Raw genomic sequence first — 24,878 nt, 5'->3', positions numbered from 1 at the left:
CATGCTGACCGTGATCGAAGCGCTGGGTCGGGCTCGCGCAGCCGGCGTGGATCGACTTGATGCGCATCTGCTGCTGGCCGCATGCATGCATCGATCCCGGGCGTGGCTGATCGCGAATGACGATGCGGTCTTGCCTGATGATTTGATGCAAACATTTGTCACGTGGCTAGCGCGCCGTGCATCAGGCGAGCCCCTTGCGTATATGCTCGGAGAGAAGGAATTCCACGGCTTGACACTGTGCGTGAATTCGGACGTGCTTGTACCGAGGGCTGATACCGAGACCCTGGTCGACTGGGCGTTGGAGTTGCTGGGCGACGGTCCTGCGGATTCCGAGGTCATCGATCTCGGGACAGGCAGCGGCGCCATCGCACTGGCCATCAAGAACGCGATGCCCCTGGCGCGAGTCACTGGACTGGACAAAAGCAATGCAGCGTTGAACGTTGCCAAGGCCAATGGGCAACGCCTCGACCTCGAGGTGAATTGGCGATCGGGCCACTGGTGGGGCGGCGCAGGAATACAGTGCTTCGACCTCGCGGTGAGCAACCCGCCGTACATCGCAGAAGGCGATGATCATCTGGCGGCGCTGTCGCACGAGCCACGGTCCGCCCTGACCGCAGGTGCCGATGGACTCGATGACATCCGCGTCATCGTCACCGGGGCAATGAAACACCTGAAACCGGGTGCATGGCTGTTGCTCGAGCATGGCCACGATCAAGCCGAAGCGGTTGGCTCGCTGCTCGCCGCCGTTGGCTTCAATGCAGTGCAATCGCGCGAGGATCTTGCCGGCATCACGCGCTGCACTGGAGCTCGAGCGCCACATCAGAGCTAGTATTTACGCCCGATCAAACCAACAGCGCAAGCTTATCGCCGGGCTTCGTTGCGATCGGGGGCGCTGGTTTGTCACCGCCGTCGTCCCAAGCAAGATGCGCCCGCATAATCGATGCAGTGAAGCCGAACACGTTCTACGTTTACGAAAATGGCGCCTTGCGTGCCCGTCCGCCAAGGGCTGCTGCGCGAGTTCAGGGATTGTTCTGATCCCGTGCCAGTTGATCGGCGCAGGCGGCCAAGCCTTGAATCACCGGGTTCAAGGCGGTCGACAACTCCGGCAACCGGGCACGGACGGCCTGCTCATCCGCGGCGACACACGACTGCTCCAGTGCCAGCGCGCATTGACGTACATCAACCATGCCCAGCAGGCCTGCAATGGACTGGAGATCGTGCGCCATGCGTCTGGCGGGAGCCGGGTCGGAGGCGTCCCAGATGGCTGAGAAGCTGGTGGTGAAGTCCTTGTGCGCGTTGAAAAAGCGCAGTAGCGTCCTTCGAAGCATCTTTTCGTTGCCGCGCAACAGTTCGAGCGCGGCCACTGCGTCGACCCCTGGAAGCGAATGCAGGTCCAACTCTGCGGCCTCGGCAGGCCCGGCTCGCTGCGGCGTGATCCAGCGCGCCAGGGTCGCGAGCACCTCGTCGAAATCGATGGGCTTTGCGACGTAGTCATTCATGCCGGCGGCAAGCGCCTTCTCACGATCGCCCACCATCGCGTTGGCCGTCATTGCGATCACTGGCAACTCACGCAGCTCCGGCCTCTCGCGCAACGCCTGTGTGGCAGCGAAGCCGTCCATCACGGGCATTTGGCAATCCATGAGAACGCCATCGAAGCGCTCGGCCGCCAGCTTGTCCAGCGCCTCGCGGCCATTGACGGCGACTTCGACGCTGATGCCTTCCGAGGTGAGGAGGTCGAGCGCCACTTCACGGTTGATCGCGTTGTCCTCGACGAGGAGAACGCGTGCTCCATTGAACTTCGACTGGTATTCCATGAGTGTTCCTTTGCGCCGCTGCGTCGAATGGGGTTATCGCCTCGCCATATGCATCCCACAACGACGATCATGCTTCAAATCAACAGTGCGAAGAGAGAGACATCCCTCATGCGGAGGTGGTCCGTCTCTGAAGCGGTTTCCCAGTGCGGCGTCATCCCGCGCGGATGCTGATCGCTGCGACGCAGAAGAGCGGAACTTCAGCGGCCTGCTCAATTGCTCCATCGCATATTGCCTCCTTGTGATCAACCCTGTGTGACGGGCGCGTGCGCGCGATTCTCGGCCCAGGATTGCAGCCCCTGGATGACAGGCTTCATGAGTGTCGACAGCTCTTGCAGGCGCGCTTCGACCGCTTGCGCATCGCCGGTATTGCACGCCTGCGTGAGCGCCAACGCAGCTTGCTGCAATGCCTGCATGCCGAGGGTGCCGGCCGCTGAGTGCAAATCATGCGCCATCTCGCGCCCGATCGCTTCATCACCTTGCGCCCAGGTCGACGAAAAGCGGGCGACGAAGTCTCGATGGCCATCGAGGAAGATCTGCAGCGTTCTCGCGAAAAGGGCTTCGTTGGAACGCATGCGGGTCAGCGCGACCCTGGCGTCCACGCCTGGCAGCGTGTGCAAGATCGAAACGACGGCGGGAGCCTCGGCAGCCGCTGAATTCGGCGTGATCCAGCGGGCCAGCGTGGCGAACATCTCGTCAATGTTGATCGGCTTCGCGATGTGGTCGTTCATGCCTGCCGCGAGTGCCCGCTCCTTGTCGCCAACCATGGCGTTGGCTGTCATCGCAATCACAGGGAGGTTCAGCAACGACGGGCGCTCGCGCAATGCGCGGGTGGCAGCGAAGCCATCCATCACCGGCATCTGACAGTCCATCAGCACGCCATCGAAACACTTCCTGTCGAGAATCTCCAGAGCCTGGCGGCCGTCGGGCGCAGTCTCGACGATGATTCCTTCGTCGCTCAGCAGATCGAGTGCGACCTCGCGATTGATCTCGTTGTCTTCGACCAGCAGGATGCGCGCGCCCTTCAGCCGCGACTGATGCTCATCGAGCGTGCCTTTTCGCCGCTCGGCGCGCGTGCTGGACAACGATGCGAGGCCCAGCGCCTTGCAGCAGGCATCGAACAGCGAAGAGGGCGTGACCGGCTTGGTCAGCAGCGCGGAGATCTGCACGCCCTGATTTTCAATGCGCCGCAGCACCTCGTCGCGCGAGAAAGCCGTGAGCATCAGTACCGTGGGCGAGCGCTGACCGGGGCGAGCCCCTTCGCGGATGCGCCGTGCGCAGTCAATGCCGTCCATGCGAGGCATCTTCCAGTCGAGCAGCACGATGTCGTAGGGCTCGCCAGCAGCCTCGGCGTCGACGATTCGCCGTAGCGCCTCGTCACCGTCGTCCGCCGCGTCTGGTTGCAAGCCAAGCGCCTTGATCATGCCGGCGAGCAGCTCGCGGGCATGCGCGTTGTCGTCGACAACCAGCGCGCGGCTGCCCAGCAGCCCCTCGTGGCGCATCGGCGGCCGGTTTGCCGCTGCCGGCTGCAAGGCGAACCGCAAGGTGAAGTAGAAGTGGCTGCCTTGCCCGGGGATGCTCCGCAGCTCCAGCTCGCCGCCCATCAGCCGCACCAGCTGTCGGCTGATGGCCAAACCCAGGCCCGTGCCGCCATGGCGACGGCTGGTGGAGGTATCGGCCTGCTCGAAGGGCTGGAATAGGCGCTCCCGCTGCGCATCGTCAATGCCGATGCCCGTGTCGCGCACTTCGAAGCGCAAGTCGACGGCATTGTCCTGGCGTCGGGCAATCTCCACCGCCAACGACACTTCTCCCTGCTCAGTGAATTTCACGGCGTTATTGCAAAGGTTGAGCAGCACCTGGCTCAAACGCAAGGGGTCGCCGACGAGAGCCTGCGGCAAGTCCGGCGCCTCCGCGTAGAGCAGTTCCAGGCCCTTTTCTTCCGCGTTCATGCCGACCACGTTGGCCAGGTTGTCGAGCACGTCTGCGAGATCGAAATTGACGTGCTCGATGTCGAGCTTGCCGGCCTCGATCTTCGAGAAGTCAAGGATGTCGTTGATGACGCCCAGCAAGGATTCGGCAGAGGTGTGGATCTTCTGCACGAAGTTCTGCTGGCGCGCGGTGAGGCCACTATGAAGCGCGAGGTGCGACATTCCGAGGATCGCGTTCATCGGTGTGCGGATCTCATGGCTCATGTTGGCCAGGAAGTCGCTCTTGGCCCGGTTGGCGACTTCGGCGCGCTGCTTGGCATCTTCCAGTTGTGCGGTGCGCTCGCGCACCGCACGCTCCAGCTCGTCGTGGTGGCGGCGAAGATCCTCGAGAGCCTGCTTGCGCTGCTGGTTGGACTGCTCCAGCGCCTCGGCCATGGCATTGACACGACTCGCCAACAGGCCGAGTTCGTCCTCGGTGCCCACGTGACAGCGAGCGCCGAAGTCGCCGGAGGAGATGCGATCGACCATCCGCTCCATCTCCACGATCGGTCGGCTTACCAGGCGCCTGAGCAGCAGGAAGGTCACGGCGTACAGACCCAGCATTGCAGTGGCGACGAGCGCCGTGATGGTGGTGCGCGTGCGCTGGATGGCACGCTCGGCGACGGCGCGGGTGAACATCACCTCGACCTGCCCCAATTGCTGCGGCGTGCCGCCCTTAAGCGGGTAGACAATGGGGCGCACCACGACGACTGTGCTCGACAAGTTGGCATCCGGCTGGCCAACCACCTCCGACACGATGCCGTGGTTGGCTGCCGTGACTCGAAAGCGCACGACTTCCGGGTTCGGCGCCAGCGCTTCCAGTTGCCCCTGGATCGCTTCCCAGTCCACGTTCCACATCGTGGGCGCAAGCGAGCGGCTGAAAAGGTCGGCGATCCGCTCGGCGCGGGCGTCCAGCTCGCTCATGCGGCGCTCGCGCTCCTGGTTGGTCAACAGCGTGACCGACACGGTCGCCATCGCGATGACTACTGCGGCAAGTGCGATCATCAGCTTGGCGTGGAGACTCGCCGCGCGCACAGCAACTTTCATAAGGCCCCCGGTGCTTTGCCCGGTACGAACGATGGACCTCCTGGCGGCGATTGTCCAGTCTTCCCCGGCGGCGCCACACCTGCTGGATTCCAGCTCCTGTGGATGGTGTCCACCTGCATTAGTGCGGACGATGAACGAAATAGGCGGAAAACACCTAAGCCGAAGTTCCGCTCCCATTCGGCCGATTTGAGTGATTAGAACGCCTGTGAAATCGACCGTGCACCATCCAGAAGAAGCTCGCAGCGCGTCACCTGAGCGAGGGCTGGTGCTTTACGCACCTGTCTTCCAGCTACGCAGATGGATGCGCCTGACTGCGTACGCAACTAGTTTAACGAGCGTGTTTTGCGGGCAGCGGGACCATGCAGGCTCGCCTGCAGGCCTTGCAGGCAGCTTGAGCCATTAGGAACTCGAACTGCGCAGTACGCCTTCGAGCAGATTCGCCGCAGACCACAGATGGGTCATACGTGAGCCCAAAGCAAAACGCCAACCCTTCGGTTGGCGTTTTGCATGCGGCTCGCACCGCGTATTTTTTGGTTGCGGGGGCTGGATTTGAACCAACGACCTTTGGGTTATGAGCCCAACGAGCTACCAGACTGCTCCACCCCGCGACTGAGCTTGCTACTATAGCACACGGCCGCATCACATCCATGCGCTCAAAGCCCGACAGCATTCAACGTTTCGAGAAAGCGCTCGGCGTTCTGGAAACCGATGACGCGCTGTTGCGTGAGCTCCTTGCCCTGCGCATCGAAGAAGATGGTTCCCGGTGGGCCGAAGAGCTGAAAGCGCTTGAGCAACTCACGGTCGTCCACGTTGTTCTTCGTGACGTCAGCCTTCAGTAGGACGGCATTGGCCAGTTTCGCGCGCACCGACCCTTCGGTGAAAGTCAGGTGTTCCATCTCCTTGCACGACACACACCAGTCGGCGTAGAAATCGAGCATGACCGCACGCCTCGCCTTGCTAGCGGTGTCGAGCGCGGCGTCGAGTTCCAAGACCGTGTGTACAGGCGCGAAAACCGGGACTGCTGCTGGCGCGGTGCGCGGGTCAACAAGATGGGACAGAGGATGAATCGGATCGGTGCCACCTGACGTCGCCCCGACAATCTGGATCGCACCGAAGATCGCGAGCAGCGCTGCCGTGACCTTGCGAGCCCACCCACCGAGCGAAGCCGGGCGGCGCTGGCCACCAGCAAGGCGCCCCACAGGCCGAGCGCCACTGTCGCGGGCAACACGGGCTGGACGATCCACAACGCGACTGCGACAAGCAGCACGCCGAAAATATGTTTCACATCATTCATCCAGGCGCCGGTCCGAGGCAACAGAGTGCCGGCCGAAGCACCCACGAGCAGCAAGGGCACGCTCATGCCCACCGACAGCGCAAAAAGACCTGTGCCGCCGAGTACCACGTCGCGCGTCTGACTGATGAAAAGGAGTGCCGCAGCCACCGGTGCCGCCACGCAAGGGCTGACGATCAGGGCGGACAGACTGCCCATCGCAAAGACGCCCGCGATCTGCCCAGCGGGAAGCTTCTGCGATGCACTATTCAAGAGACTTGTGAACGATGCTGGCAATTGCAGTTCGTACACGCCGAACATCGACAGCGACAACCCCACCAGCAGCAACGCAAACGCGCTCAACATCCATGGGTTCTGCAAAGTTGCGGCCAGTCCTTGGCCGGCCAGTCCAGCGCCGACGCCAAGCGCCGTGTAGAAGAGCGCCATGCCGAGCGAATAACTCACTGACAAGGCGAAACTGCGTCCGCGGCTGGTGCTCGTGCCTGCCCCCTGCCCGACGATGATGGATGACAGGATGGGCACCATAGGCAGCACGCATGGCGTGCGCGACAAGGCGAGACCGCCGAGGAAGAATGCGCCGACGACCTTCCAGAATTTTCCTGAACGAAGCGCGGCCTCGGCACCCTCGGCGACGGAGACTGTGTTGACGGCGATGTTGGGCGCAACGCTGGATGGGGCGCCGATCGCGCCGACGTGCGGCGGTATGGTCATGGTGGAACCACTGACCACGGTCGCCGCCGCGTCAGCCCCCGGAATCGGCATTTCTCGCCCCGGCAACACGCGCACTGTGCCATCACCACCCCAATAGACAACAACGACTCATAGGCATTACACAAGTCCACCGCAGCGGCGTAGCATGAAAGCCGAATTCACCGCATAAACCGTGTCAACTGTTCGAGGAGCTTGTTATGCGATCAGCATGCTGGTTGGCAGCCGCAGCTCTGACCATGAGCACCGGCGGAAGCGCGTGGGCCTTGGACGACGGACTAGTGCCTTCTGTCGCGAGCCTTGGGCCGCAGTGGCAGGGACGCTTGGCCTTGGGCACCTACTCGCCGATAGCTTATCCCGACGCGATGAACATCGACAGCCAAGGCTTGAAAATCAGCGGCGCGAGCCTCCTCGGAGACTTCTATTTCAGTCGAACGCTTATAGGCGTCGGTAGTGCGAGCGGTTTTCGCGCTACCAGTGGCTTGTTCATCGGGACGCGAAATGCCTCGCTTTTGCTCGGTACACCTTCGGCTGGCCTTGGTGGAAGGCCCTTCAATATGGATCGTCGAACCGTCGACGTCTGGGGCATGTCCAACACCGCTGACAGCAATGGTGATCAAGCACCGGTTCCGTATGTCGGCTTGGGCTACACCCGCCTGGCCCGCAGAGATGGGTGGGGATTCAGCGCCGACCTGGGCGTGATGGCTCTAAAGCCCGGTTCGGCCGTCAAGCTCGGCAACGGCGCAAGTCTGGACGACGCCCTGCGCGACATGCGCTTGTCCCCTTTGCTGCAACTCGGCGTGACCTACTCCTTCTAAGAAGAAAGCTTTCAAGACCGCAGCCGGAAAACCGGCTCGGGTTTGCCGTATAACCACGGCTTTTCCACCTTTGCCAGCCAACAGGCCTCTCGACCATGAGCGACGTTCAACAACGCATTGACGATCTCGTCAAAACCAACCGCGTGGTACTTTTCATGAAAGGCACCGCTCAATTTCCGATGTGCGGCTTCTCCGGCCGCGCCGTGCAGATCCTCAAGGCTTGCGGCGTCAATGACCTGAAGACCGTCAACGTCCTCGAGGACGAGGGCGTGCGCCAGGGTATCAAGGACTATGCCAACTGGCCCACCATCCCGCAGCTCTACATCAATGGCGAATTCGTCGGTGGCTCGGACATCATGATGGAGATGTACCAGGCTGGCGAGTTGCAGCAGGTGCTGGGCGCCGCGGCCTGAAGCCGTGACTGCTTCCGCATCGCGGGTAGTCGTCGGGGTGACCGGCGCCACAGGCGCGGCCTATGCCCTGCGGCTGCTGCAACGCCTGAAGGCTGCGCAACGCGAGATCCACATCGTCGTGACGCCAGCGGGCGTGCTCAATGTTCATCACGAGTTGGGGCTGGATCGCTCGGCGCTGGAGGCGCTGGCGGACGTAGCATATAGCCCGTCCGATATCGGCGCTGCGATTGCCAGCGGGTCGTTTGCGACCGATGCGATGGTTGTAGCGCCATGTTCCATGAAGAGCCTGGCGTCGATTGCCCACGGCCTCTCGGACAACCTGCTCACTCGGGCGGCCGACGTAGCCTTGAAGGAGCGGCGCCGCCTGGTACTGATGGTCCGCGAAACGCCCTTTAACCTCGCGCATCTGCGCAACATGACGTCGGTGACGGAGATGGGCGGGATCATCTTTCCTCCGATGCCGGCGTTCTATCACCGGCCGCAGAACATTGATGAGCTTGTGAACGAGACGGTCGAGCGGGTGTTGGCCTTGCTCGGCGTTGATGGCGCTGCGCCGAAGTCCTGGAATGGGCTGTAGCCGGCCTGTGCCGGCTCAGAGGCTGAGAGTATTCGAGCGTGTCCGAGCAGCACGTCAAGAGGCGCAAAGCGCAGCCATAGCTCGTGCTATGGCGAGCATTTGCAACGACGAGCAGGGGCCTTTTGGCGTGATGAGCAGGCATGATCGAAAAACTCTCAGCCTCTTCAGGGTGCAGGCGGCTGGTAATCCCAGTTCTTGCGCGCGCCGAACACCAGGTTCGGGTACTCGGCGCGACCGCGGCTGCCGTTGTAGCGGCCGAGGGCCATGAAGAGATCGCCTCGCTCAATGTCGAGGTAATGCCTCAGGATCACGCAGCCGAATCGCAGATTGGTCTGCATGTGGAAGAGCGCGAGCGCATCGCCCCCACCAATCAGCCGCGCCCAGAAGGGCATCACCTGCATATAGCCACGAGCTCCGACGCTGCTGATCGCGTACTTGCGAAATCCGCTTTCAACCTGGACGAGGCCCAGCACCAGATTGGGTTCAAGGCCCGCCCTTTTGCTTTCGTACCAGACGGTTTCGAGGAACTCGACGCGAGTGGTGTGATCGGTTGTTCGTTTCTTGAGCCGCGTGCTCATTTCGCCGAGCCAGCGGAGGTAGGCAAGACGAGCTTCGGTGGAGGCGAAGGCGGGTCTTGGCGGTGCGCTGTTGGCAATCGCGGCCGCGAGGGCGGTGCGGACGGCATCGGCAAGGGGTTCTTCTTGCTGGGCACCCGCCTGTGCAGAGGCAGGCAAGAAGCCCCCGACCACGGCGCCCATGACACCCAGCAGGCACGCCCTCCTCCCTCCCCCCTTGCGGTAGAGCGCCGTAGTGAGGGGGACCAAACGGTCAATCTTCAAGAATCTGCCTTGTTCGCTCGAGACAGGCTTGAGTCCTCCTCAAGGATCGATGGTTCCACCTCAGGATCCGCAGAACTGGATGAGCGAGGCATATCGTGCGAATCTTCACTCTCCCGCGAGGGAGAGCTGACCTATCAGATGCTTAGCTTGGAGATGACGAAGGCTTTGATGTTGTCAGCGCCAACCGTCACTGCCTGCGCGTCGCGCCGACCCTGATATTCGACCTTGCCTTCCTTCAGCCCGCGGTCCGAAATCACCACGCGGTGCGGCACGCCCACGAGTTCCCAATCGGCGAACATTGCACCCGGACGTTCGCCGCGGTTGTCGAGCATCACATCGATGCCCTTGGCCTGCAGTTCGTCGTGCAGCCGGTCTGCGGCTGCCCGCACCTCTGCTGAGCGGTCGTAGCCGATGGGGCAGATCACCACCGTGAAGGGCGCAAGCGCGTCGGGCCAGATGATCCCGCGTTCGTCGTGGTTCTGCTCGATGGCCGCCCCGACGATGCGTGTCACGCCAATGCCGTAGCAACCCATCTGCATGAGCTGTGGCTTGCCCGTTTCGTCGAGATAGGTCGCGTTCATGTCCTTGGAGTACTTGGTGCCGAGGAAGAATACATGGCCCACCTCGATGCCGCGCTGAATCGCCAGCTTGCCTTTCCCGTCAGGTGAGAGGTCGCCTTCCACAACGTTTCGGATGTCGGCCACCACGTCGGGCTCAGTCAGGTCTCGGCCCCAGTTCACCCCAGTCATGTGGAAATCACCTTCGTTCGCGCCGCATATGAAGTCGCTCATGTTGGCGACTGTGCGATCAGCGACTATCTTTAAGGGTTTTTTCGGGTCGATGGGCCCAAGATAGCCGGGTTTGGAACCGAAGTACTCCTCGATCTCGCTGGCCGTGGCGAAACGGTAGCCATCTTTCAGCCCGGGCACCTTGCCCGCCTTCACTTCATTGAGCGAGTGGTCGCCACGAACCAGCAGCAGCCAGACTATCGTCTTGACTACGTCACCCGCTGGATTCTTCTCGTCAGTGGCGAGCACGAGGGATTTCACTGTCGTGTCGAGCGAAACCCCGAGAAGGGCCGCGACGTCCTCACAAGTGCTCTTTGCCGGTGTGGGCGTCTTCACCAAAGGCTGGGCAGGCACGGCGCGCTGTGCAATCAAGGGGACTGCCTCGGCCAGTTCAATGTTCGCCGCGTAGTCCGACTCGGGGCAGTAGACGATCGCATCCTCACCCGTATCTGCGATGACCTGGAATTCGTGCGACCTGTCTCCGCCGATGGCACCGGTATCCGCAGCCACGGCGCGAAAGGTGAGTCCCATGCGCTCGAAAATTCGCACATAGGCTGTGTACATCGCGTCGTAGCTCTTGCCCGCCGAATCTTCGTCGCGGTCGAAGGAGTATGCATCCTTCATCGTGAACTCGCGACCGCGCATCAGGCCGAAGCGTGGACGCCGCTCGTCGCGGAACTTGGTCTGGATATGATAAAAATTCTTCGGCAGCGCCCGGTAGCTGCGCAGCTCTTGCCGAGCGATGTCCGTGATGACTTCTTCGCTCGTGGGCTGCACGACGAAGTCACGATCGTGGCGGTCCTTCACACGCAAAAGTTCCGGCCCCATCTTCTCGAATCGCCCTGTTTCTTGCCACAACTCGGCCGGCTGCACCACCGGCATCAGAAGTTCGACGGCACCAGCGCGATTCATCTCATCACGAATGATGGCCTCGACCTTGCGGATTACGCGCAACCCCATTGGCATATAGCTGTAGATGCCGGCGCCGAGCCGCTTGATCATGCCTGCACGCATCATCAGCTTGTGACTCACCACCTCTGCATCTGCGGGTGCCTCCTTGAGGGTGGAAATGAAGAATTGTGATGCTTTCATGCCGTACCGGAAAAAGGAGGGAGATCACACGGCAAGTGAGGGAAACCCAAGGGGTTGCTTACCGTCACGCCGGTGCAATAATCGTTTCAACGAGAATTTTGGGGTTGATTATGCTCGACCGTGAAGGGTTTAGGCCCAACGTCGGCATCATCCTGCTCAACCAGAAAAACCAGGTATTCTGGGGCAAACGCATCCGCACTCATTCCTGGCAGTTCCCGCAAGGGGGCATCAAATACGGCGAGACGCCCGAGCAGGCGATGTACCGCGAACTTCACGAGGAAGTGGGGTTGACACGGGAACATGTGCGCATCATCGCGCGCACACGCGACTGGTTACGCTATGAAGTGCCAGATCACTTCATCCGACGTGACGCCCGCGGGCATTACCGCGGACAAAAACAGATCTGGTTTCTTTTGCAGCTGGTCGGTCGCGACACCGACATGAATCTGCGCGCCACCAATCATCCGGAATTCGATGCCTGGCGCTGGAACGAGTATTGGGTTCCGCTCGAGGTGGTGATCGAGTTCAAGCGCGATGTCTATCAGATGGCACTGACTGAACTCGCTCGGTTCTTGCCGCGCGGAAGCCATCACAACCGATACCTACGGTCGGGCATGAGGCCGCATTATCGTGATGAAGAACACGATGGCCGGCCGCATACGCATCACGACCTGCCTTCGGAATCGGCTTCGCCACCTCCGGTCGACGCTCCGAAGACGACGCAGCGCTGACCTGAATCAGGTCAGGACGAGGTTGTCGCGATGGATCATCTCCGGCTCGCCGGTGAACCCCAACAGGCGCTCAAACTCGCTCGACGGTTTGCGGGCGATGAGACGCGCTTCGCTGCTTGAGTAATTGGCGAGGCCTCGAGCGATCTCGATGCCTGACAGGCTCTTCACCGCAATAACGTCGCCGCGGTGGAATTCTCCGGCCACTTCCACCACGCCAATCGGCAGGAGGCTTTTTCCGCCGTCGCACAACTTGCTCATCGCACCGTCGTCGACAACGACCGTGCCTCGCAGTTGCAGGTGATCGGCCATCCATTGCTTGCGCGCAGCCATTTTCTGTGTAGGTGCCAACAGCGTCGTGCCGATGGCCTCGCCTGAGGATAGACGGACCAGAACGTCCGACTCACGTCCCCATGCAATGACGGTGCTGGCCCCGCTCTTGGCGGCCCGTTTGGCAGCGAGCACCTTGGTGATCATCCCGCCCTTGCCAATGCTGGAACCGGCGCCACCGGCCATCCGCTCAAGCTCGGGTGCGCCGGCTAGAGCCACGTCGATGAAACGGGCGTCGGGGTCACGACGCGGATCGGCCGAGTACAAACCCTTCTGGTCGGTGAGAATGACCAATGCATCGGCCTCGATAAGGTTGGCAACCAGCGCGCCCAACGTGTCGTTGTCACCGAACTTGATCTCGTCGTTGACGACGGTGTCGTTCTCGTTGATGACGGGAATGACCTTCAGCCTCAGTAGCGTCAATAGTGTCGACCGTGCATTGAGGTAGCGCTCGCGATCGGCCAAGTCCGCATGCGTGAGCAGCACCTGCGCGCTGCCCATGCCGTGCTCGCGCAGCTTCGATTCATAGATTTGCGCCAGGCCCATTTGGCCGACGGCGGCGGCGGCCTGCAGTTCGTGGATTTCCTTCGGACGCGATGCCCAGCCGAGGCGCTTCATGCCCTCGGCGATGGCGCCACTGGACACCATCACGACTTCGCGTCCCTGCGAAGCGAGGGCCGCCATTTGCCGGCACCAGTTATCCACGGCTTCGGCATCGACACCACGCCCTTCGTCAGTGACGAGACTGGATCCGACCTTGACGACGATCCGCCTCGCGCTTTTCAACGCATCGCTCATGATTGCGGCGCGCCGACGTCGGTGGTCGCGAAGCGCGGATCGGGATCGTCCGGCACCACGTTTTTCAGCTTGGACACGTGTTGGTAGATTGCCTTGATTAGGGGCTCGCAACCTTCGCGTGTGAGAGCCGAAATCTGAAACACCGGACCTTTCCACTTGAAGCGCTTGATGAAGTCCTTGACCCGCTTTTCGCGCTCTTCGTCGGGCACCATGTCGAGCTTGTTGAGCACCAGCCAACGGTCCTTTTCATACAAAGTTTCGTCGTACTTCTTCAGTTCGCCGACGATGGCCTTCGCTTGCGCGACCGGATCGACCGCTTCGTCGAAAGGCGCGAAGTCGATGACGTGAAGCAGAAGATGCGTGCGCTGCAGGTGGCGCAAGAAAAGATGGCCAAGGCCAGCGCCTTCTGAGGCGCCTTCGATCAAGCCCGGAATGTCGGCGACTACGAAGCTTTGCTCCGCTTGCACGCGCACGACGCCGAGATTCGGATGCAGGGTGGTGAACGGATAGTCGGCGATCTTGGGCCGCGCGTTTGATATTGCAGCAATCAGCGTCGACTTGCCCGCGTTCGGCATTCCCAGCAAGCCCACATCCGCCAGTACACGCAGTTCGAGCTTGAGCTTGCGCGCCTCTCCTGGCCAGCCTGGAGTCTTCTGCCGCGGTGCACGATTGGTGCTGCTCTTGAAGTGCAGGTTGCCGAAGCCACCGTCGCCTCCCTTGACGAGCATCACTTTTTCGTCTGGAACGAGCAACTCGGCGATCACCTGCCCCGTATCGACGTCCTTGATGATCGTGCCCATAGGCATGCGCAGGACGATGTCCTCGGCGGCGGCGCCGTACTGGTCGGAGCCGCGGCCATTCTCGCCATTGCGCGCCTCGTGGCGGCGTGCGTAGCGAAAGTCGATCAGGGTGTTGAGATTCCGGTCGCCCACTGCGTAGACGCTGCCGCCGCGGCCGCCGTCTCCCCCGTTCGGACCGCCGAACGGAATGAACTTCTCGCGACGGAAGCTCATGCAGCCGTTGCCGCCATTACCTGCAACAACGTCGATCGTGGCTTCGTCGACGAATTTCATGAGTGTGGCTTGTCTGTACCCGACGACTGGTTGTCACCTGGCTTGTGATTAGTGAGAGACCAGACCCCGACCGCGATCAGGATCAGCGGCCACCATTGTTGCAGCCACCCGAACTGCAGCAGTCCGAAGTTGTGGGCAAGGAACAGGCAACCGATGACGATGAGAACGATGCCGCTCTTGTTCATGCTGATGCCTCTTTGGTTAACCGGATGCGCACGATGGTAATCCAGCGTCGCAAAAAACAAGCCCCGGTTGACCGGGGCTTGTCGACGAGGCAAGGGCGATCACTATCACTGCGCCTTGACGCTCACCGTCTGACGATTGCGGGGTCCTTTGACGGCATAACTCACTTCGCCGTCGACCAGCGCGAACAACGTGTGATCTTTGCCAATGCCGACATTGCTGCCAGCATGGAACTTTGTGCCGCGCTGGCGAACGATGATTGAGCCGGCCGGAATGGTCTGGCCGCCGAACACCTTGACGCCGAGCATCTTCGGTTGGGAATCGCGGCCGTTCCGTGTGGAACCGCCGCCCTTTTTCTGTGCCATGGTTCAGATCTCCTTGAATTGGCGTATCAGGCGTTCACTGCACTGATTTCGATTTCAGTGAAGTTCTGGCGGTGACCTTGTCGCTTCTGGTAGTGCTTGCGACGGCGCATCTTGAAAATGCGCACCTTGTCATGCCTGCCTTGGGCCAACACTTTGGCCACCACGCTTGCGCCCGTCACCAAGGGAGTCCCGACCTTCAGGTCAACGCCGGCACCAATTGCCAACACCTGATCGATCGTGATCTCTTGACCAACTTCCGCAGCAATCTGTTCTATTTTGATCTTTTCGCCTGCAGCAACCTTGTATTGTTTGCCGCCGGTTTTTATGACCGCGTACATATCAGCCCTTTCGTTGAGTACCTTCGCGCACCCAAAAAAACGGGCATGCAAAGACCCTGCGTGTTACACAGAGCCTACGATTGTAGTACAGCAGACGGCGCAACCTCAAATGACTATGCCCCAAAAACTTCGGCCTTGCGCTCAAAACGACGACGCCTGCCCCAGCTCCCCGACGGCCGTTCCTATAATCCAGCCCGTGTCTTCCGAGTCCAGCGCCCAGACGGCGCCCCAATCCGAATCCGCTGCGCCTACCTCCAGCGTAGCGTTGCTGATGGCCGCCGACATGCACGAAGTCGATGCGGTGATCCAGCGTCGATTGGCCTCCGACGTCGCGCTCATCAACCAGATCGCGCATTACATCATCAGCGCCGGCGGCAAGCGCATCCGGCCAATGCTGGTGCTGCTGTTTTCCAAAGCGCTTGGCTTCACGGGCCCCGAGCGATTCGAACTGGCTGCGACCGTCGAATTCATCCACACCGCGACCTTGCTGCACGACGACGTTGTCGACGAGTCGGCGCTGCGCCGCGGGCGCGAGACGGCAAACGCCCGTTTTGGAAATGCAGCCAGCGTGCTGGTCGGCGACTTCGTCTATTCGCGTGCCTTTCAGATGATGGTATCGGTGAATCACATGCGCGTTCTCGAAGTGCTTGCCGACGCGACCAACGTCATCGCCGAGGGCGAGGTACTGCAGTTGATGAACATGCACGACCCGGACATCGCGGTCGAAGACTACCTTCGCGTGATCCGATACAAGACGGCCAAGCTTTTCGAAGCAAGCGCCCGACTCGGCGCCGTGCTGGCCGATGCGCCCCACGATGTGGAAGAGGCTTGCGCAGATTACGGGCGGTCGCTGGGCACCGCCTTCCAACTCGTCGACGATCTGCTCGACTACGAGGGCTCCACCGCGCAACTCGGCAAGAACGTTGGCGACGATTTGCGCGAAGGCAAGCCGACCTTGCCACTGCTGGTCGCGATGGAGCGCGGTACGGCAGCGGAGCGCAATCTGATCCGTCAAGCCATCGAGCACGGTGAGATCACCAAATTGGCCGACATCGTCGAAATCGTGCGCCACACCGGGGCGATCGAGGCCACGCGGGACGCTGCTCGCGCCCAAGCCGACAAGGCGCGCGACTCGCTTCGATTGATCCCCACATCGGAGAGCCGGGAAGCTCTGCTAGAATTCTGCGTTCAGTCGGTTGATCGCTCTTTTTGAGCAGCAGTCGAGTCAAAAGCTGCTGCCGCAAGACAGCGTCGTTGACAACCGAACGAAAGGTGCTGCACTCGCAGCGCCTTCAAAAATCGGGGTGTAGCTTAGCCTGGTAGAGCGCTACGTTCGGGACGTAGAGGCCGGAGGTTCGAATCCTCTCACCCCGACCAAATCCTTCATCTTCCGTTGCCGTATTTCAGACGCATTCGCGGCCTCGCTATGCGATTGCATTTTGTTTCCGATGCGTCGGGGCTTGCGCGCCAAGGCGCGCGGCGATGTTGTCGTGAATAGTTGGCAGCGTGCGCGGATCTGGGCGATTTACACTGCCAGACGATTCGGCGATCATCGTCGGGTTGCCCCCCGTGGAGTGAACACTCAGTGCCCCGAAATTCCGCTGCTTGCCCCCCTCGCGCGCAGCGCACCCCGGTCTTTGTCTGCGCATCCTCGTTCGCAGACGCGATACCGCCCCCACAGGTGCGGTGCGTACAAACTCGTAGCTGACACGTGGACATCCTCACCGATACCCCTCACTCCGCGCTCTCCGGCGTCGCCCGGGTTCTTGTCAATGCCGGCAAGCTGAACGCCAAGACAGCCGAAGATCTCGTCAAGGCTATCGCAAAGGATAAGAAAGGCAACTTCGTCACTTCGGTGATCGCCTCCGGCGCGGTCACACCCGCCGAGCTTGCGCACACTCTGGCCGGCGCGCTCGCACTACCCCTGCTGGACCTGAACGCGGTCGACTCGACAAAACTGCCTCGCAACATTATCGAGAACAAGCTCGCGGCGCAATACCACGTCGTGGTGCTTGGCAAGCGCGGCAATCGCCTGTTCATCGGCGCATCGGACCCCACCGACCAGGAAGCCGTCGAGCGCATCAAGTTCGCGACGCAGTTGTCGCCCGAATGGGTCATCGTCGAGCACGACAAGCTCTCGAAGATCCTCGAGAGCAGCGGCACGAGCGCGACCGAAACACTCGAGTCCATGGCTTCGGGCGACTTTGAGTTCGACGTTACTGACGACGTCACGACCCAGGAAGCACCCGAGACAGGATCCGCCGACGTCGAAGATGCCCCGGTGGTCCGCTTCCTGCAGAAGATGTTGATCGATGCGATCAACGCACGAGCGTCCGACCTGCACTTCGAGCCTTACGAATATCACTATCGCGTGCGCTTTCGCGTGGACGGCGAGTTGCGCGAGATCACGCAGCCGCCGATCGCCATCAAGGACAAGCTCGCCTCGCGCATCAAGGTGATCTCGCGCCTGGACATTGCCGAGAAACGCGTGCCGCAAGACGGGCGCATGAAGCTCAAGTTCGGTAGCAAGGCCATCGACTTCCGGGTCAGCACGCTGCCCACACTCTTCGGCGAGAAGATCGTGATCCGTATCCTCGACCCGTCGAGCGCAAAGCTTGGCATCGAGGCGCTGGGCTACGAGAAGATTGAGAAGGACCGGCTCCTATCGTGCATCCAACGGCCCTACGGGATGATCCTCGTCACCGGCCCGACGGGTTCTGGAAAAACGGTATCGCTCTATACCTGCCTGAACATCCTGAACCAGCCGGGCGTCAACATCTCGACAGTCGAGGACCCGGCTGAAATTAACTTGCCGGGCATCAACCAGGTCAATGTCAACGACAAGGCGGGCCTGACTTTCGCAGCCGCACTCAAGTCCTTCTTGCGCCAAGATCCGGACGTGATCATGGTCGGCGAAATCCGCGACCTGGAAACTGCCGACATCGCCATCAAAGCGGCGCAGACGGGCCACATGGTGATGTCCACCCTGCACACCAACGATGCGCCGACTACACTGACCCGTCTTTTGAACATGGGCGTGGCGCCGTTCAACATCGCCTCAAGCGTGCTGCTCATCACTGCCCAGCGGCTCGCTCGAAAGTTGTGCGAACTGTGCAAGAAGCCGGCAGAGTATCCGCGCGAAGCGATGCTCAAGGCAGGCTTCGAGCCTAATGACCTCGACGGCAGCTGGAGCCCGTACCGTGCCATGGGCTGCTCCGCGTGCAGCAACGGCTACAAGGGCCGCGTCGGCATTTACCAAGTGATGCCCATCTCGGAGGAGATTCAGCGCATCATCCTTTCTGAGGGTACGGCCATGGATATTGCCCAGCAGGCGCAGCGCGAGAACGTGCGCGACCTGCGGCAGTCCGGTTTGATCAAGGTGCGTGCGGGTGTGACGACCCTTGAAGAAGTGATCTCGGTCACCAACGAATGACCGATGTCGACATCATTTAACTTAACAATGTTCGGGCGGGGACTGGGTTCCTCGGAGGCACTATGGCGACTGCAGTAGCCGCGAAACAGAACATCAAGGAACTTGTCTTCGAGTGGGAAGGCAAGGACAAGAACGGCAAGATCGTCCGTGGCGAGATGCGTGCCGGTGGCGAAGCCATGGTCAGCTCAAGCCTACGACGGCAGGGCATTCTCGTCACCAAGGTGAAGAAGCGCCGAATGAGCGGCGGCAAGTCCATCAAGCAAAAGGACATCGCCATCTTCACCCGTCAGCTTTCCACGATGATGCGAGCCGGCGTGCCGCTCATCCAGGCTTTCGACATCGTGGCGCGTGGCAGCACCAACCCGAAGGTGACGCGCCTCTTGACAGACATAAGAAGCGACATCGAAACCGGCACAAGCCTCTCGGCCGCGTTCCGCAAGCATCCGCTGTACTTCGACGCGCTGTATTGCAACCTCGTCGAAGCCGGTGAAGCAGGCGGTATTCTCGAAACCCTGCTCGATCGCCTTGCCATCTATCAAGAAAAGACGATGGCGATCAAGAACAAGATCAAGTCCGCGCTGATCTACCCGATCGCGGTGTTGGTCGTTGCCTTCGTCGTGCTGGCGGTCATCATGATCTTCGTGATCCCGGCCTTCAAGGATGTGTTCACCTCGTTCGGCGCCGACCTGCCCGCGCCGACCTTGCTCGTGATCGCGATGTCGGAATTCTTCATCAAGTTCTGGTGGGCGATCTTCGGCTTCCTGATAGGCGGCACCTATTTCTTCATCCAGTCATGGCGTCGATCCGAGAAGATGCAGAAGGCGATGGACCGCCTGCTGCTCAAGGTTCCGGTGTTTGGCGAACTGGTGAACAAATCGGCCGTGGCCCGCTGGACCCGCACGCTGTCCACCATGTTCGCGGCAGGCGTTCCGCTCGTTGAAGCACTCGACTCGGTCGGCGGCGCTTCGGGAAACGCGGTGTTCGCCGAAGCGACGGAGCAGATCCAGAAAGACGTGTCCACCGGCAGCGCCTTGACGACATCCATGCAGACCACGGGCGTCTTCCCGGTGATGGTGCTGCAGATGTGCGCCATCGGCGAAGAATCCGGTTCGCTGGACGCTATGCTGGGCAAAGCCGCCGAGTTCTATGAAGACGAGGTCGACGAGGCCGTCAAGGGACTGTCGAGCCTGATGGAGCCTTTCATCATCGTGATCCTGGGCACGCTCATCGGCGGCATCGTGGTGTCGATGTACCTTCCGATCTTCAAGCTGGGCCAGGTGGTGTGACGCCAGAACTCGCGAAGATCCTTCTTTCGCCATGGGCCCTTGCATTGCTGGGCCTGTGCATCGGCAGCTTTCTGAACGTCGTGATCTACCGCCTCCCGCAGATGCTGGAACGTGGCTGGAAGCTCGACAGCGCCGAGATGCTCGGCGTGAAGATTGAGACACCACCCGAGATCACGCTATCGAAGCCGCGTTCGCGCTGCCCGAAATGCTCGCACGCCATTGCCTGGCACGAAAACGTGCCGGTACTGAGCTATGTGCGGCTCGGCGGCAAGTGCTCCGAGTGCAAGACCCGCATCTCGCCTCGCTATCCGTTCATCGAGATCGTGACTGCGGTTCTCTTCGCCGCAGCAGCCCATCGCTTCGGCGCCCAACCCACCACGCTTTTGTGGTGCGGCTTCATCGCGGTACTCGTGGCACTCGCGGGTATCGACTGGGACACCACACTGCTACCGGACAACCTCACCTTGCCACTTCTGTGGGCGGGCTTGGTCAGTGCGGCTGTGGGCTGGACGATTCCCCTGTCCATGTCCGTCTGGGGCGCGGTCGTCGGGTACCTGTCGCTCTGGACGGTGTACTGGATCTTCAAGAAGGCCACCGGCAAGGAAGGCATGGGCCACGGCGACTTCAAGTTGCTGGCCGCGCTCGGCGCATGGCTGGGGGTCCAGATGATTTTGCCGATCGTGCTGGCCGCCTCGGTCATCGGCGCGATCGTTGGCATCGGCCTCAAAATCAGCGGCGGACTGCGTGAAGGCCGCTATGTGCCCTTTGGTCCGTTCCTCGCGGGCGCCGGGCTGGTCGTGATGCTTGCCGGATCAGTTCGCGTACTTGATTGGCTGGGCTGGGGCTGATCCACGTTCAGCGGGAATTCGTGTGGCGAATCGCGTGCTTCGAATCGGCCTCACGGGCGGCATCGGCAGTGGCAAGAGCACCGTTGCGGCGCTTCTCGCGTCGCACGGCGCTGCCATCATCGACACCGACGCCATCGCCCGCCGCCTCACCTTGGCCGGCGGCGCGGCCATTTCCGCCATTCGCGAAGGCTTCGGCGACGGGTTCATTGATGCGAGCGGCGCACTGGACCGCGACTGCATGCGCGCTTTGGCCTTCACCGACCCGCAAGCCAAGCGTCGTCTCGAGGCAATTCTTCATCCCTTGATCGGCATCGAGGCCGCGCGTGCGGCCGACGCATCAAAGGCCACAGTGAAGGTGTTCGACGTGCCCCTTCTGGTCGAATCCGGCCGTTGGCGTGCCATCGTCGATCGCGTCCTCGTGGTCGATTGCAGCGAAGAGACACAGGTGCAACGGGTGGTGAGCCGTGCAGGCTGGGCGGAAGACGCCGTGCGCAAGATCATTGAGCAGCAGGCCACGCGCGACGCGCGCCTTGCCGCCGCCGATGCAGTGATCCGCAATGACGGGCTCACACTCGAGGCCCTTGCATCCGAAGTGGACGCGCTGTGGGCGGGGTGGTGCGCCCCTTGCTGAAATAGGGCAACTCCCTGTGGAACAATCGAGCCCCCACTGCACTCGCACTCCAGCGATCGGCTCAAGCCCGAGGATGTCCTTTTGGTTCTGTACGAGTACCCCTTCAACGAAAGCATACGCACCATGCTGCGGCTCGAACATCTGTTCGACCGCCTCGGCCAGTTGATCCCGCGCGATACCGCGGTCGATCACCACTACGCATTGGCCACCATCTTCGAAATCGTCGACGTTGCATCTCGTGCCGACCTGAAGTCCGACCTGCTCAAGGAACTCGAGCGCCACAAGGGCGTGCTCAACGGCTACCGCGGCAACCCCTCGATCTCAGAGGAAGTCCTCACCGCCATAGTGGCCAAGGTGGACCATGCTTTCAACCGCCTCAACCAATTGCCAGGCAAGGCGGGCCACGAGCTCACCACCAACGAATGGCTGATGAGCATCCGAAGCCGCATCAGCATCCCGGGCGGCACCTGCGAATTTGACCTGCCGGCCTATCACGCCTGGCAAAAGCTCGAGGTTCCACGACGTCGTGCCGACCTGATGCAATGGATCTCGAGCCTCATGCCGCTGGCGGAGGCGCTCAACGTATTGCTGGGCCTGCTGCGCGATTCGGGCGTGCCGCACAAGGTTGTCGCGGTCGGCGGGCAATACCAGCAGAGCCTTCCTGCAGGCCGCACCTATCAGCTGATGCGCGTGAGACTGCAGAGCATTGAAGCATTGATTCCTGAAATCAGCGGCCATCGGTTGATGGCATCGGTTCGGCTGATGCGCCCTGACGCCGAGGGGCGCTTGAAGCCTAGCACCGCCGAAACCACCTTCGAACTCACGCTCTGCTCCTGAGCATTCGAGAGACCGTTCGCTAGACCATGGCCACGTCACCCCCTCGACGAATCGTCACCTGCCCGACCTGCGGCGGAGACAGCGTCTACTCGCCAGAAAATCCCTATCGCCCCTTTTGCAGCGAGCGCTGCAAGAACGTCGACTTCGGCGCGTGGGCGAGCGAAAGCTATACCGTCGAGGCCAAGCCGACCACGGTAGACCTCGACGCCGACAAGCCGCCGCCCCAAACCCACTGAGAGTGGCGGGCTGCATGCAAAGTCGCTTAGCTCCCCGACTTCAAAGTCTTGGCCGAGGAACGAATGGCGGTGAGCGAGTTGGCTCGCATAACCTTCGTCCTTCGACGGTTTCCTGACTGCCGCGGGTACCCTGCCTCTTGAAAGGGCTGCTTCGACCCCTATAATTCGACTGCTAGCACTCAAAGGTACTGAGTGCTAATGGCAAATAGGAGCGGCATCTCATACCGCTTTTCCTAAGTGAATGAGCAAACACTTTCCGCTCATACCCTCGCAGAAGCCTGTTCTCAGAAGGAGATCCCATGAAACTTCGTCCGTTGCACGATCGCGTGATCGTCAAGCGCCTGGAGCAAGAAACCAAGACCGCCTCCGGCATCGTTATCCCCGACAACGCCGCAGAGAAGCCTGACCAAGGCGAAGTCCTGGCCGTCGGCCCGGGCAAGCGCAACGACAAGGGCGACTTCGTCGTTCTGAACATCAAGGTGGGCGATCGCGTCCTGTTCGGCAAGTACAGCGGCCAGACCGTCAAGGTCGATGGCGACGAACTGCTGGTGATGCGCGAAGAAGACCTCTTCGCTGTCGTCGAGAAATAAGCAACTGAATCGGAGATTAAGACATGGCAGCAAAAGACGTGATCTTCGGCGGCGAGGCACGTGCCCGCATGGTCGAAGGCGTGAACATCCTGGCTAACGCAGTCAAGGTGACACTGGGCCCGAAGGGCCGTAACGTGGTGCTCGAGCGCTCCTTCGGTGCCCCCACCGTGACCAAGGACGGTGTGTCCGTGGCCAAGGAAATCGAGCTGAAAGACAAGCTCCAGAACATGGGCGCACAAATGGTCAAGGAAGTCGCTTCCAAGACCAGCGACAACGCCGGTGACGGCACCACCACCGCGACCGTGCTCGCTCAAGCCATCGTTCGCGAAGGCATGAAGTACGTGGCCGCCGGCATGAACCCGATGGACCTGAAGCGCGGCATCGACAAGGCGGTTCTCGCCTTGGTCGAGCAGCTCAAGAAGCAATCGAAGCCCACGACGACCAGCAAGGAAATCGCGCAAGTCGGCACGATCTCGGCGAACAGCGACGACGACGTCGGCCAGATCATCGCCAACGCGATGGACAAGGTCGGCAAGGAAGGCGTCATCACTGTCGAAGACGGCAAGTCGCTGAACAACGAACTCGAAGTCGTCGAGGGCATGCAGTTCGACCGCGGCTACCTGTCGCCCTACTTCATTAACAACCCCGATAAGCAGTCCGCAGTTCTCGACAATCCGTTCGTGCTGCTCTACGACAAGAAGATCAGCAACATCCGCGACCTGCTGCCCACGTTGGAGCAAGTGGCGAAGTCGGGTCGTCCCCTGCTGATCATCGCGGAAGAAGTCGAAGGCGAAGCGCTGGCCACCCTCGTGGTCAACACGATCCGCGGAATCCTGAAGGTCGTGGCCGTCAAGGCGCCTGGCTTCGGCGACCGCCGCAAGGCCATGCTCGAAGACATCGCCATCCTCACGGGCGGCAAGGTCATCGCTGAAGAAGTCGGCCTGACGCTCGAGAAGGTCACGCTGGCCGACCTCGGCCAGGCCAAGCGCGTCGAAGTGGGCAAGGAAAACACCACCCTCATCGACGGCGCCGGCGCTGCTGCCGACATCGAGGCACGCGTCAAGCAAGTGCGCGTGCAAATCGAAGAAGCGACCAGCGACTACGACCGCGAAAAGCTCCAAGAACGCGTGGCGAAGCTCGCCGGCGGCGTGGCCGTGATCAAGGTCGGTGCTGCGACCGAAGTCGAGATGAAGGAAAAGAAGGCACGCGTCGAAGACGCGCTGCACGCCACCCGCGCAGCCGTTGAAGAAGGCATCGTGGCCGGTGGTGGCGTGGCCCTGCTGCGCGCCAAGCAAGCCGCGGGCGCCGTCAAGGGCGACAACCCCGACCAGGAAGCCGGCATCAAGCTGATCCTGCGTGCCGTCGAAGAGCCGATCCGCATCATCGTGCAAAACGCGGGCGACGAGCCGAGCGTGGTCGTGAACGCGGTGCTGGCCGGCAAGGGCAACTACGGCTACAACGCGGCGAATGGCCAGTATGGCGACATGATCGAAATGGGCATCCTGGACCCGACCAAGGTGACGCGCACTGCCCTGCAGAACGCTGCATCGGTCGCATCCCTGATGCTGACGACGGAAGCCATGGTCGCTGAAGCGCCCAAGGACGAAGCCGGCGCCGGCGGCGGCATGCCTGGTGGCATGGGCGGGATGGGTGGCATGGGCATGGACATGTAAAGAGTTGTCGCCGGGACCGCTGTGTCCCGTGCAACTCTGCCATGTGTGGAAAGGGCTGCTTCGGCAGCCCTTTTTTCTTTAGGATTTGGCCCGGAATAAGTTCCCGTTTTGGGGGCGCTGGGCGGGATGCGATGCAAGGCGCTCCGAGCGCCGTGTGGCGAGCCACACAAGTGAGGAG

At 61.3% G+C, this 24,878-nt stretch carries 25 protein-coding genes and 2 tRNA genes; 15 read left to right on the top strand and 12 right to left on the bottom strand.

Annotated features, from left to right (window positions below; genetic code table 11):
* Position 1 precedes the first annotated feature (1 nt).
* The gene (gene prmC / locus AC30NL_RS11315) at positions 2 to 829 is read left to right on the top strand and encodes a peptide chain release factor N(5)-glutamine methyltransferase (protein WP_489464105.1); all 828 of its coding nucleotides are present in this window, start codon (positions 2 to 4) and stop codon (positions 827 to 829) included.
* Positions 830 to 1,019: 190 nt separating this feature from the next.
* Here the strand turns inward: prmC and AC30NL_RS11310 are convergent, their stop codons facing one another.
* The 5 genes from AC30NL_RS11310 to AC30NL_RS11290 all read right to left on the bottom strand — a co-directional run bounded on the left by AC30NL_RS11310 (position 1,020) and on the right by AC30NL_RS11290 (position 6,827).
* Positions 1,020 to 1,814, bottom strand: coding sequence for a response regulator (locus tag AC30NL_RS11310; protein WP_489464095.1), 795 nt, complete (start codon positions 1,812 to 1,814; stop codon positions 1,020 to 1,022).
* A gap of 242 nt (positions 1,815 to 2,056) precedes the next feature.
* The gene (locus AC30NL_RS11305; protein WP_489464094.1) at positions 2,057 to 4,825 is read right to left on the bottom strand and encodes a response regulator; all 2,769 of its coding nucleotides are present in this window, start codon (positions 4,823 to 4,825) and stop codon (positions 2,057 to 2,059) included.
* A 531-nt stretch (positions 4,826 to 5,356) separates the two neighbouring features.
* Positions 5,357 to 5,433: transfer RNA gene (locus AC30NL_RS11300), tRNA-Met, on the bottom strand.
* Between the two features lie 45 nt (positions 5,434 to 5,478).
* Entirely contained in the window at positions 5,479 to 5,763 is a 285-nt protein-coding gene (locus AC30NL_RS11295) for a thioredoxin fold domain-containing protein (RefSeq protein ID WP_489464093.1), read from the bottom strand.
* Positions 5,709 to 6,827, bottom strand: coding sequence for a cytochrome c biogenesis protein CcdA (locus tag AC30NL_RS11290; RefSeq protein WP_489464092.1), 1,119 nt, complete (start codon positions 6,825 to 6,827; stop codon positions 5,709 to 5,711). The genes AC30NL_RS11295 and AC30NL_RS11290 overlap by 55 nt, the downstream gene beginning before the upstream one ends.
* A gap of 197 nt (positions 6,828 to 7,024) precedes the next feature.
* Here AC30NL_RS11290 and AC30NL_RS11285 point away from each other — a divergent pair, with 197 nt between their 5' ends.
* From AC30NL_RS11285 to AC30NL_RS11275, 3 genes are all read left to right on the top strand, one after another.
* Entirely contained in the window at positions 7,025 to 7,642 is a 618-nt protein-coding gene (locus tag AC30NL_RS11285) for a hypothetical protein (RefSeq protein ID WP_489464091.1), read from the top strand.
* A gap of 95 nt (positions 7,643 to 7,737) precedes the next feature.
* Positions 7,738 to 8,055: a Grx4 family monothiol glutaredoxin gene (grxD, locus tag AC30NL_RS11280; protein ID WP_489464090.1), complete on the top strand. Its 318-nt coding sequence runs from the start codon at positions 7,738 to 7,740 to the stop codon at positions 8,053 to 8,055.
* Between the two features lie 4 nt (positions 8,056 to 8,059).
* Positions 8,060 to 8,632, top strand: coding sequence for a UbiX family flavin prenyltransferase (locus AC30NL_RS11275; protein WP_489464089.1), 573 nt, complete (start codon positions 8,060 to 8,062; stop codon positions 8,630 to 8,632).
* Positions 8,633 to 8,796: 164 nt separating this feature from the next.
* On the opposite strand, the gene AC30NL_RS11270 is transcribed toward AC30NL_RS11275, so the two are convergent.
* Positions 8,797 to 9,390, bottom strand: coding sequence for a lytic transglycosylase domain-containing protein (locus AC30NL_RS11270; protein WP_489464104.1), 594 nt, complete (start codon positions 9,388 to 9,390; stop codon positions 8,797 to 8,799).
* 215 nt (positions 9,391 to 9,605) lie between these two features.
* The gene (locus tag AC30NL_RS11265) at positions 9,606 to 11,351 is read right to left on the bottom strand and encodes a proline--tRNA ligase (protein WP_489464088.1); all 1,746 of its coding nucleotides are present in this window, start codon (positions 11,349 to 11,351) and stop codon (positions 9,606 to 9,608) included.
* Between the two features lie 110 nt (positions 11,352 to 11,461).
* Between AC30NL_RS11265 and AC30NL_RS11260 the strand changes: the two genes are divergently transcribed.
* A complete protein-coding gene (locus AC30NL_RS11260; RefSeq protein WP_489464103.1) occupies positions 11,462 to 12,082 on the top strand; it encodes an RNA pyrophosphohydrolase in 621 nt (206 codons plus the stop codon).
* A gap of 6 nt (positions 12,083 to 12,088) precedes the next feature.
* Here AC30NL_RS11260 and proB read toward each other — a convergent pair whose 3' ends face one another.
* From proB to rplU, 5 genes are all read right to left on the bottom strand, one after another.
* On the bottom strand, positions 12,089 to 13,207 hold the full coding sequence (gene proB, locus AC30NL_RS11255) for a glutamate 5-kinase (protein WP_489464087.1): 1,119 nt from the start codon (positions 13,205 to 13,207) through the stop codon (positions 12,089 to 12,091).
* Entirely contained in the window at positions 13,204 to 14,280 is a 1,077-nt protein-coding gene (gene cgtA, locus AC30NL_RS11250) for an Obg family GTPase CgtA (RefSeq protein ID WP_489464086.1), read from the bottom strand. Before cgtA ends, proB begins: the two co-directional genes overlap by 4 nt.
* Positions 14,277 to 14,465: a LiaI-LiaF-like domain-containing protein gene (locus AC30NL_RS11245; protein WP_489464085.1), complete on the bottom strand. Its 189-nt coding sequence runs from the start codon at positions 14,463 to 14,465 to the stop codon at positions 14,277 to 14,279. The genes cgtA and AC30NL_RS11245 overlap by 4 nt, the downstream gene beginning before the upstream one ends.
* A 105-nt stretch (positions 14,466 to 14,570) precedes the next feature.
* Positions 14,571 to 14,828 carry a 50S ribosomal protein L27 gene (rpmA, locus tag AC30NL_RS11240; protein WP_489464084.1) on the bottom strand — a complete coding sequence of 86 codons (258 nt, stop codon included), beginning with the start codon at positions 14,826 to 14,828 and terminating at the stop codon, positions 14,571 to 14,573.
* Positions 14,829 to 14,854: 26 nt separating this feature from the next.
* A complete protein-coding gene (gene rplU / locus AC30NL_RS11235) occupies positions 14,855 to 15,166 on the bottom strand; it encodes a 50S ribosomal protein L21 (protein WP_489464083.1) in 312 nt (103 codons plus the stop codon).
* Between the two features lie 271 nt (positions 15,167 to 15,437).
* On the opposite strand from rplU, the gene ispB reads away from it, so the two are divergent.
* The 10 genes from ispB to groL all read left to right on the top strand — a co-directional run bounded on the left by ispB (position 15,438) and on the right by groL (position 24,700).
* Positions 15,438 to 16,379 carry an octaprenyl diphosphate synthase gene (ispB, locus tag AC30NL_RS11230; RefSeq protein ID WP_489464102.1) on the top strand — a complete coding sequence of 314 codons (942 nt, stop codon included), beginning with the start codon at positions 15,438 to 15,440 and terminating at the stop codon, positions 16,377 to 16,379.
* A gap of 87 nt (positions 16,380 to 16,466) precedes the next feature.
* A tRNA-Pro gene (locus AC30NL_RS11225) sits at positions 16,467 to 16,543 on the top strand.
* 334 nt (positions 16,544 to 16,877) lie between these two features.
* The gene (gene pilB / locus AC30NL_RS11220; protein ID WP_489464082.1) at positions 16,878 to 18,599 is read left to right on the top strand and encodes a type IV-A pilus assembly ATPase PilB; all 1,722 of its coding nucleotides are present in this window, start codon (positions 16,878 to 16,880) and stop codon (positions 18,597 to 18,599) included.
* A 62-nt stretch (positions 18,600 to 18,661) separates the two neighbouring features.
* Positions 18,662 to 19,885: a type II secretion system F family protein gene (locus AC30NL_RS11215; RefSeq protein WP_489464081.1), complete on the top strand. Its 1,224-nt coding sequence runs from the start codon at positions 18,662 to 18,664 to the stop codon at positions 19,883 to 19,885.
* A complete protein-coding gene (locus AC30NL_RS11210; RefSeq protein WP_489464080.1) occupies positions 19,882 to 20,733 on the top strand; it encodes a prepilin peptidase in 852 nt (283 codons plus the stop codon). The genes AC30NL_RS11215 and AC30NL_RS11210 overlap by 4 nt, the downstream gene beginning before the upstream one ends.
* A gap of 34 nt (positions 20,734 to 20,767) precedes the next feature.
* Positions 20,768 to 21,364 (top strand): dephospho-CoA kinase, encoded by a 597-nt coding sequence (gene coaE / locus AC30NL_RS11205; RefSeq protein WP_489464079.1) that lies wholly within the window; start codon positions 20,768 to 20,770, stop codon positions 21,362 to 21,364.
* Between the two features lie 81 nt (positions 21,365 to 21,445).
* The gene (gene zapD / locus AC30NL_RS11200; protein WP_489464078.1) at positions 21,446 to 22,201 is read left to right on the top strand and encodes a cell division protein ZapD; all 756 of its coding nucleotides are present in this window, start codon (positions 21,446 to 21,448) and stop codon (positions 22,199 to 22,201) included.
* A 26-nt stretch (positions 22,202 to 22,227) separates the two neighbouring features.
* Entirely contained in the window at positions 22,228 to 22,437 is a 210-nt protein-coding gene (locus AC30NL_RS11195) for a DNA gyrase inhibitor YacG (RefSeq protein WP_489464077.1), read from the top strand.
* 299 nt (positions 22,438 to 22,736) lie between these two features.
* On the top strand, positions 22,737 to 23,027 hold the full coding sequence (groES, locus tag AC30NL_RS11190; RefSeq protein ID WP_088284330.1) for a co-chaperone GroES: 291 nt from the start codon (positions 22,737 to 22,739) through the stop codon (positions 23,025 to 23,027).
* Positions 23,028 to 23,050: 23 nt separating this feature from the next.
* A complete protein-coding gene (groL, locus tag AC30NL_RS11185) occupies positions 23,051 to 24,700 on the top strand; it encodes a chaperonin GroEL (protein ID WP_489464076.1) in 1,650 nt (549 codons plus the stop codon).
* Positions 24,701 to 24,878 lie beyond the last annotated feature (178 nt).

Origin of the sequence: Rhizobacter sp. (assembly GCA_021153565.1) — a bacterium.
Classification (GTDB): Bacteria; Pseudomonadota; Gammaproteobacteria; order Burkholderiales; family Burkholderiaceae_C; genus Albitalea.
This window is presented reverse-complemented; position numbering and strand designations above follow the sequence as displayed.

Bases quoted from the DNA above. Each gene is read 5' to 3' on its own strand.
- prmC (WP_489464105.1), top strand. From the start codon at position 2: ATGCTGACCGTGATCGAAGCGCTGGGTCGGGCTCGCGCAGCCGGCGTG.
- AC30NL_RS11310 (WP_489464095.1), bottom strand. From the start codon at position 1,814: ATGGAATACCAGTCGAAGTTCAATGGAGCACGCGTTCTCCTCGTCGAG.
- AC30NL_RS11305 (WP_489464094.1), bottom strand. From the start codon at position 4,825: ATGAAAGTTGCTGTGCGCGCGGCGAGTCTCCACGCCAAGCTGATGATC.
- AC30NL_RS11295 (WP_489464093.1), bottom strand. From the start codon at position 5,763: ATGCTCGATTTCTACGCCGACTGGTGTGTGTCGTGCAAGGAGATGGAA.
- AC30NL_RS11290 (WP_489464092.1), bottom strand. From the start codon at position 6,827: ATGACCATACCGCCGCACGTCGGCGCGATCGGCGCCCCATCCAGCGTT.
- AC30NL_RS11285 (WP_489464091.1), top strand. From the start codon at position 7,025: ATGCGATCAGCATGCTGGTTGGCAGCCGCAGCTCTGACCATGAGCACC.
- grxD (WP_489464090.1), top strand. From the start codon at position 7,738: ATGAGCGACGTTCAACAACGCATTGACGATCTCGTCAAAACCAACCGC.
- AC30NL_RS11270 (WP_489464104.1), bottom strand. From the start codon at position 9,390: ATGGGCGCCGTGGTCGGGGGCTTCTTGCCTGCCTCTGCACAGGCGGGT.
- AC30NL_RS11265 (WP_489464088.1), bottom strand. From the start codon at position 11,351: ATGAAAGCATCACAATTCTTCATTTCCACCCTCAAGGAGGCACCCGCA.
- AC30NL_RS11260 (WP_489464103.1), top strand. From the start codon at position 11,462: ATGCTCGACCGTGAAGGGTTTAGGCCCAACGTCGGCATCATCCTGCTC.
- proB (WP_489464087.1), bottom strand. From the start codon at position 13,207: ATGAGCGATGCGTTGAAAAGCGCGAGGCGGATCGTCGTCAAGGTCGGA.
- cgtA (WP_489464086.1), bottom strand. From the start codon at position 14,280: ATGAAATTCGTCGACGAAGCCACGATCGACGTTGTTGCAGGTAATGGC.
- AC30NL_RS11245 (WP_489464085.1), bottom strand. From the start codon at position 14,465: ATGAACAAGAGCGGCATCGTTCTCATCGTCATCGGTTGCCTGTTCCTT.
- rpmA (WP_489464084.1), bottom strand. From the start codon at position 14,828: ATGGCACAGAAAAAGGGCGGCGGTTCCACACGGAACGGCCGCGATTCC.
- rplU (WP_489464083.1), bottom strand. From the start codon at position 15,166: ATGTACGCGGTCATAAAAACCGGCGGCAAACAATACAAGGTTGCTGCA.
- ispB (WP_489464102.1), top strand. From the start codon at position 15,438: ATGGCCGCCGACATGCACGAAGTCGATGCGGTGATCCAGCGTCGATTG.
- AC30NL_RS11215 (WP_489464081.1), top strand. From the start codon at position 18,662: ATGGCGACTGCAGTAGCCGCGAAACAGAACATCAAGGAACTTGTCTTC.
- AC30NL_RS11195 (WP_489464077.1), top strand. From the start codon at position 22,228: ATGGCCACGTCACCCCCTCGACGAATCGTCACCTGCCCGACCTGCGGC.
- groES (WP_088284330.1), top strand. From the start codon at position 22,737: ATGAAACTTCGTCCGTTGCACGATCGCGTGATCGTCAAGCGCCTGGAG.
- groL (WP_489464076.1), top strand. From the start codon at position 23,051: ATGGCAGCAAAAGACGTGATCTTCGGCGGCGAGGCACGTGCCCGCATG.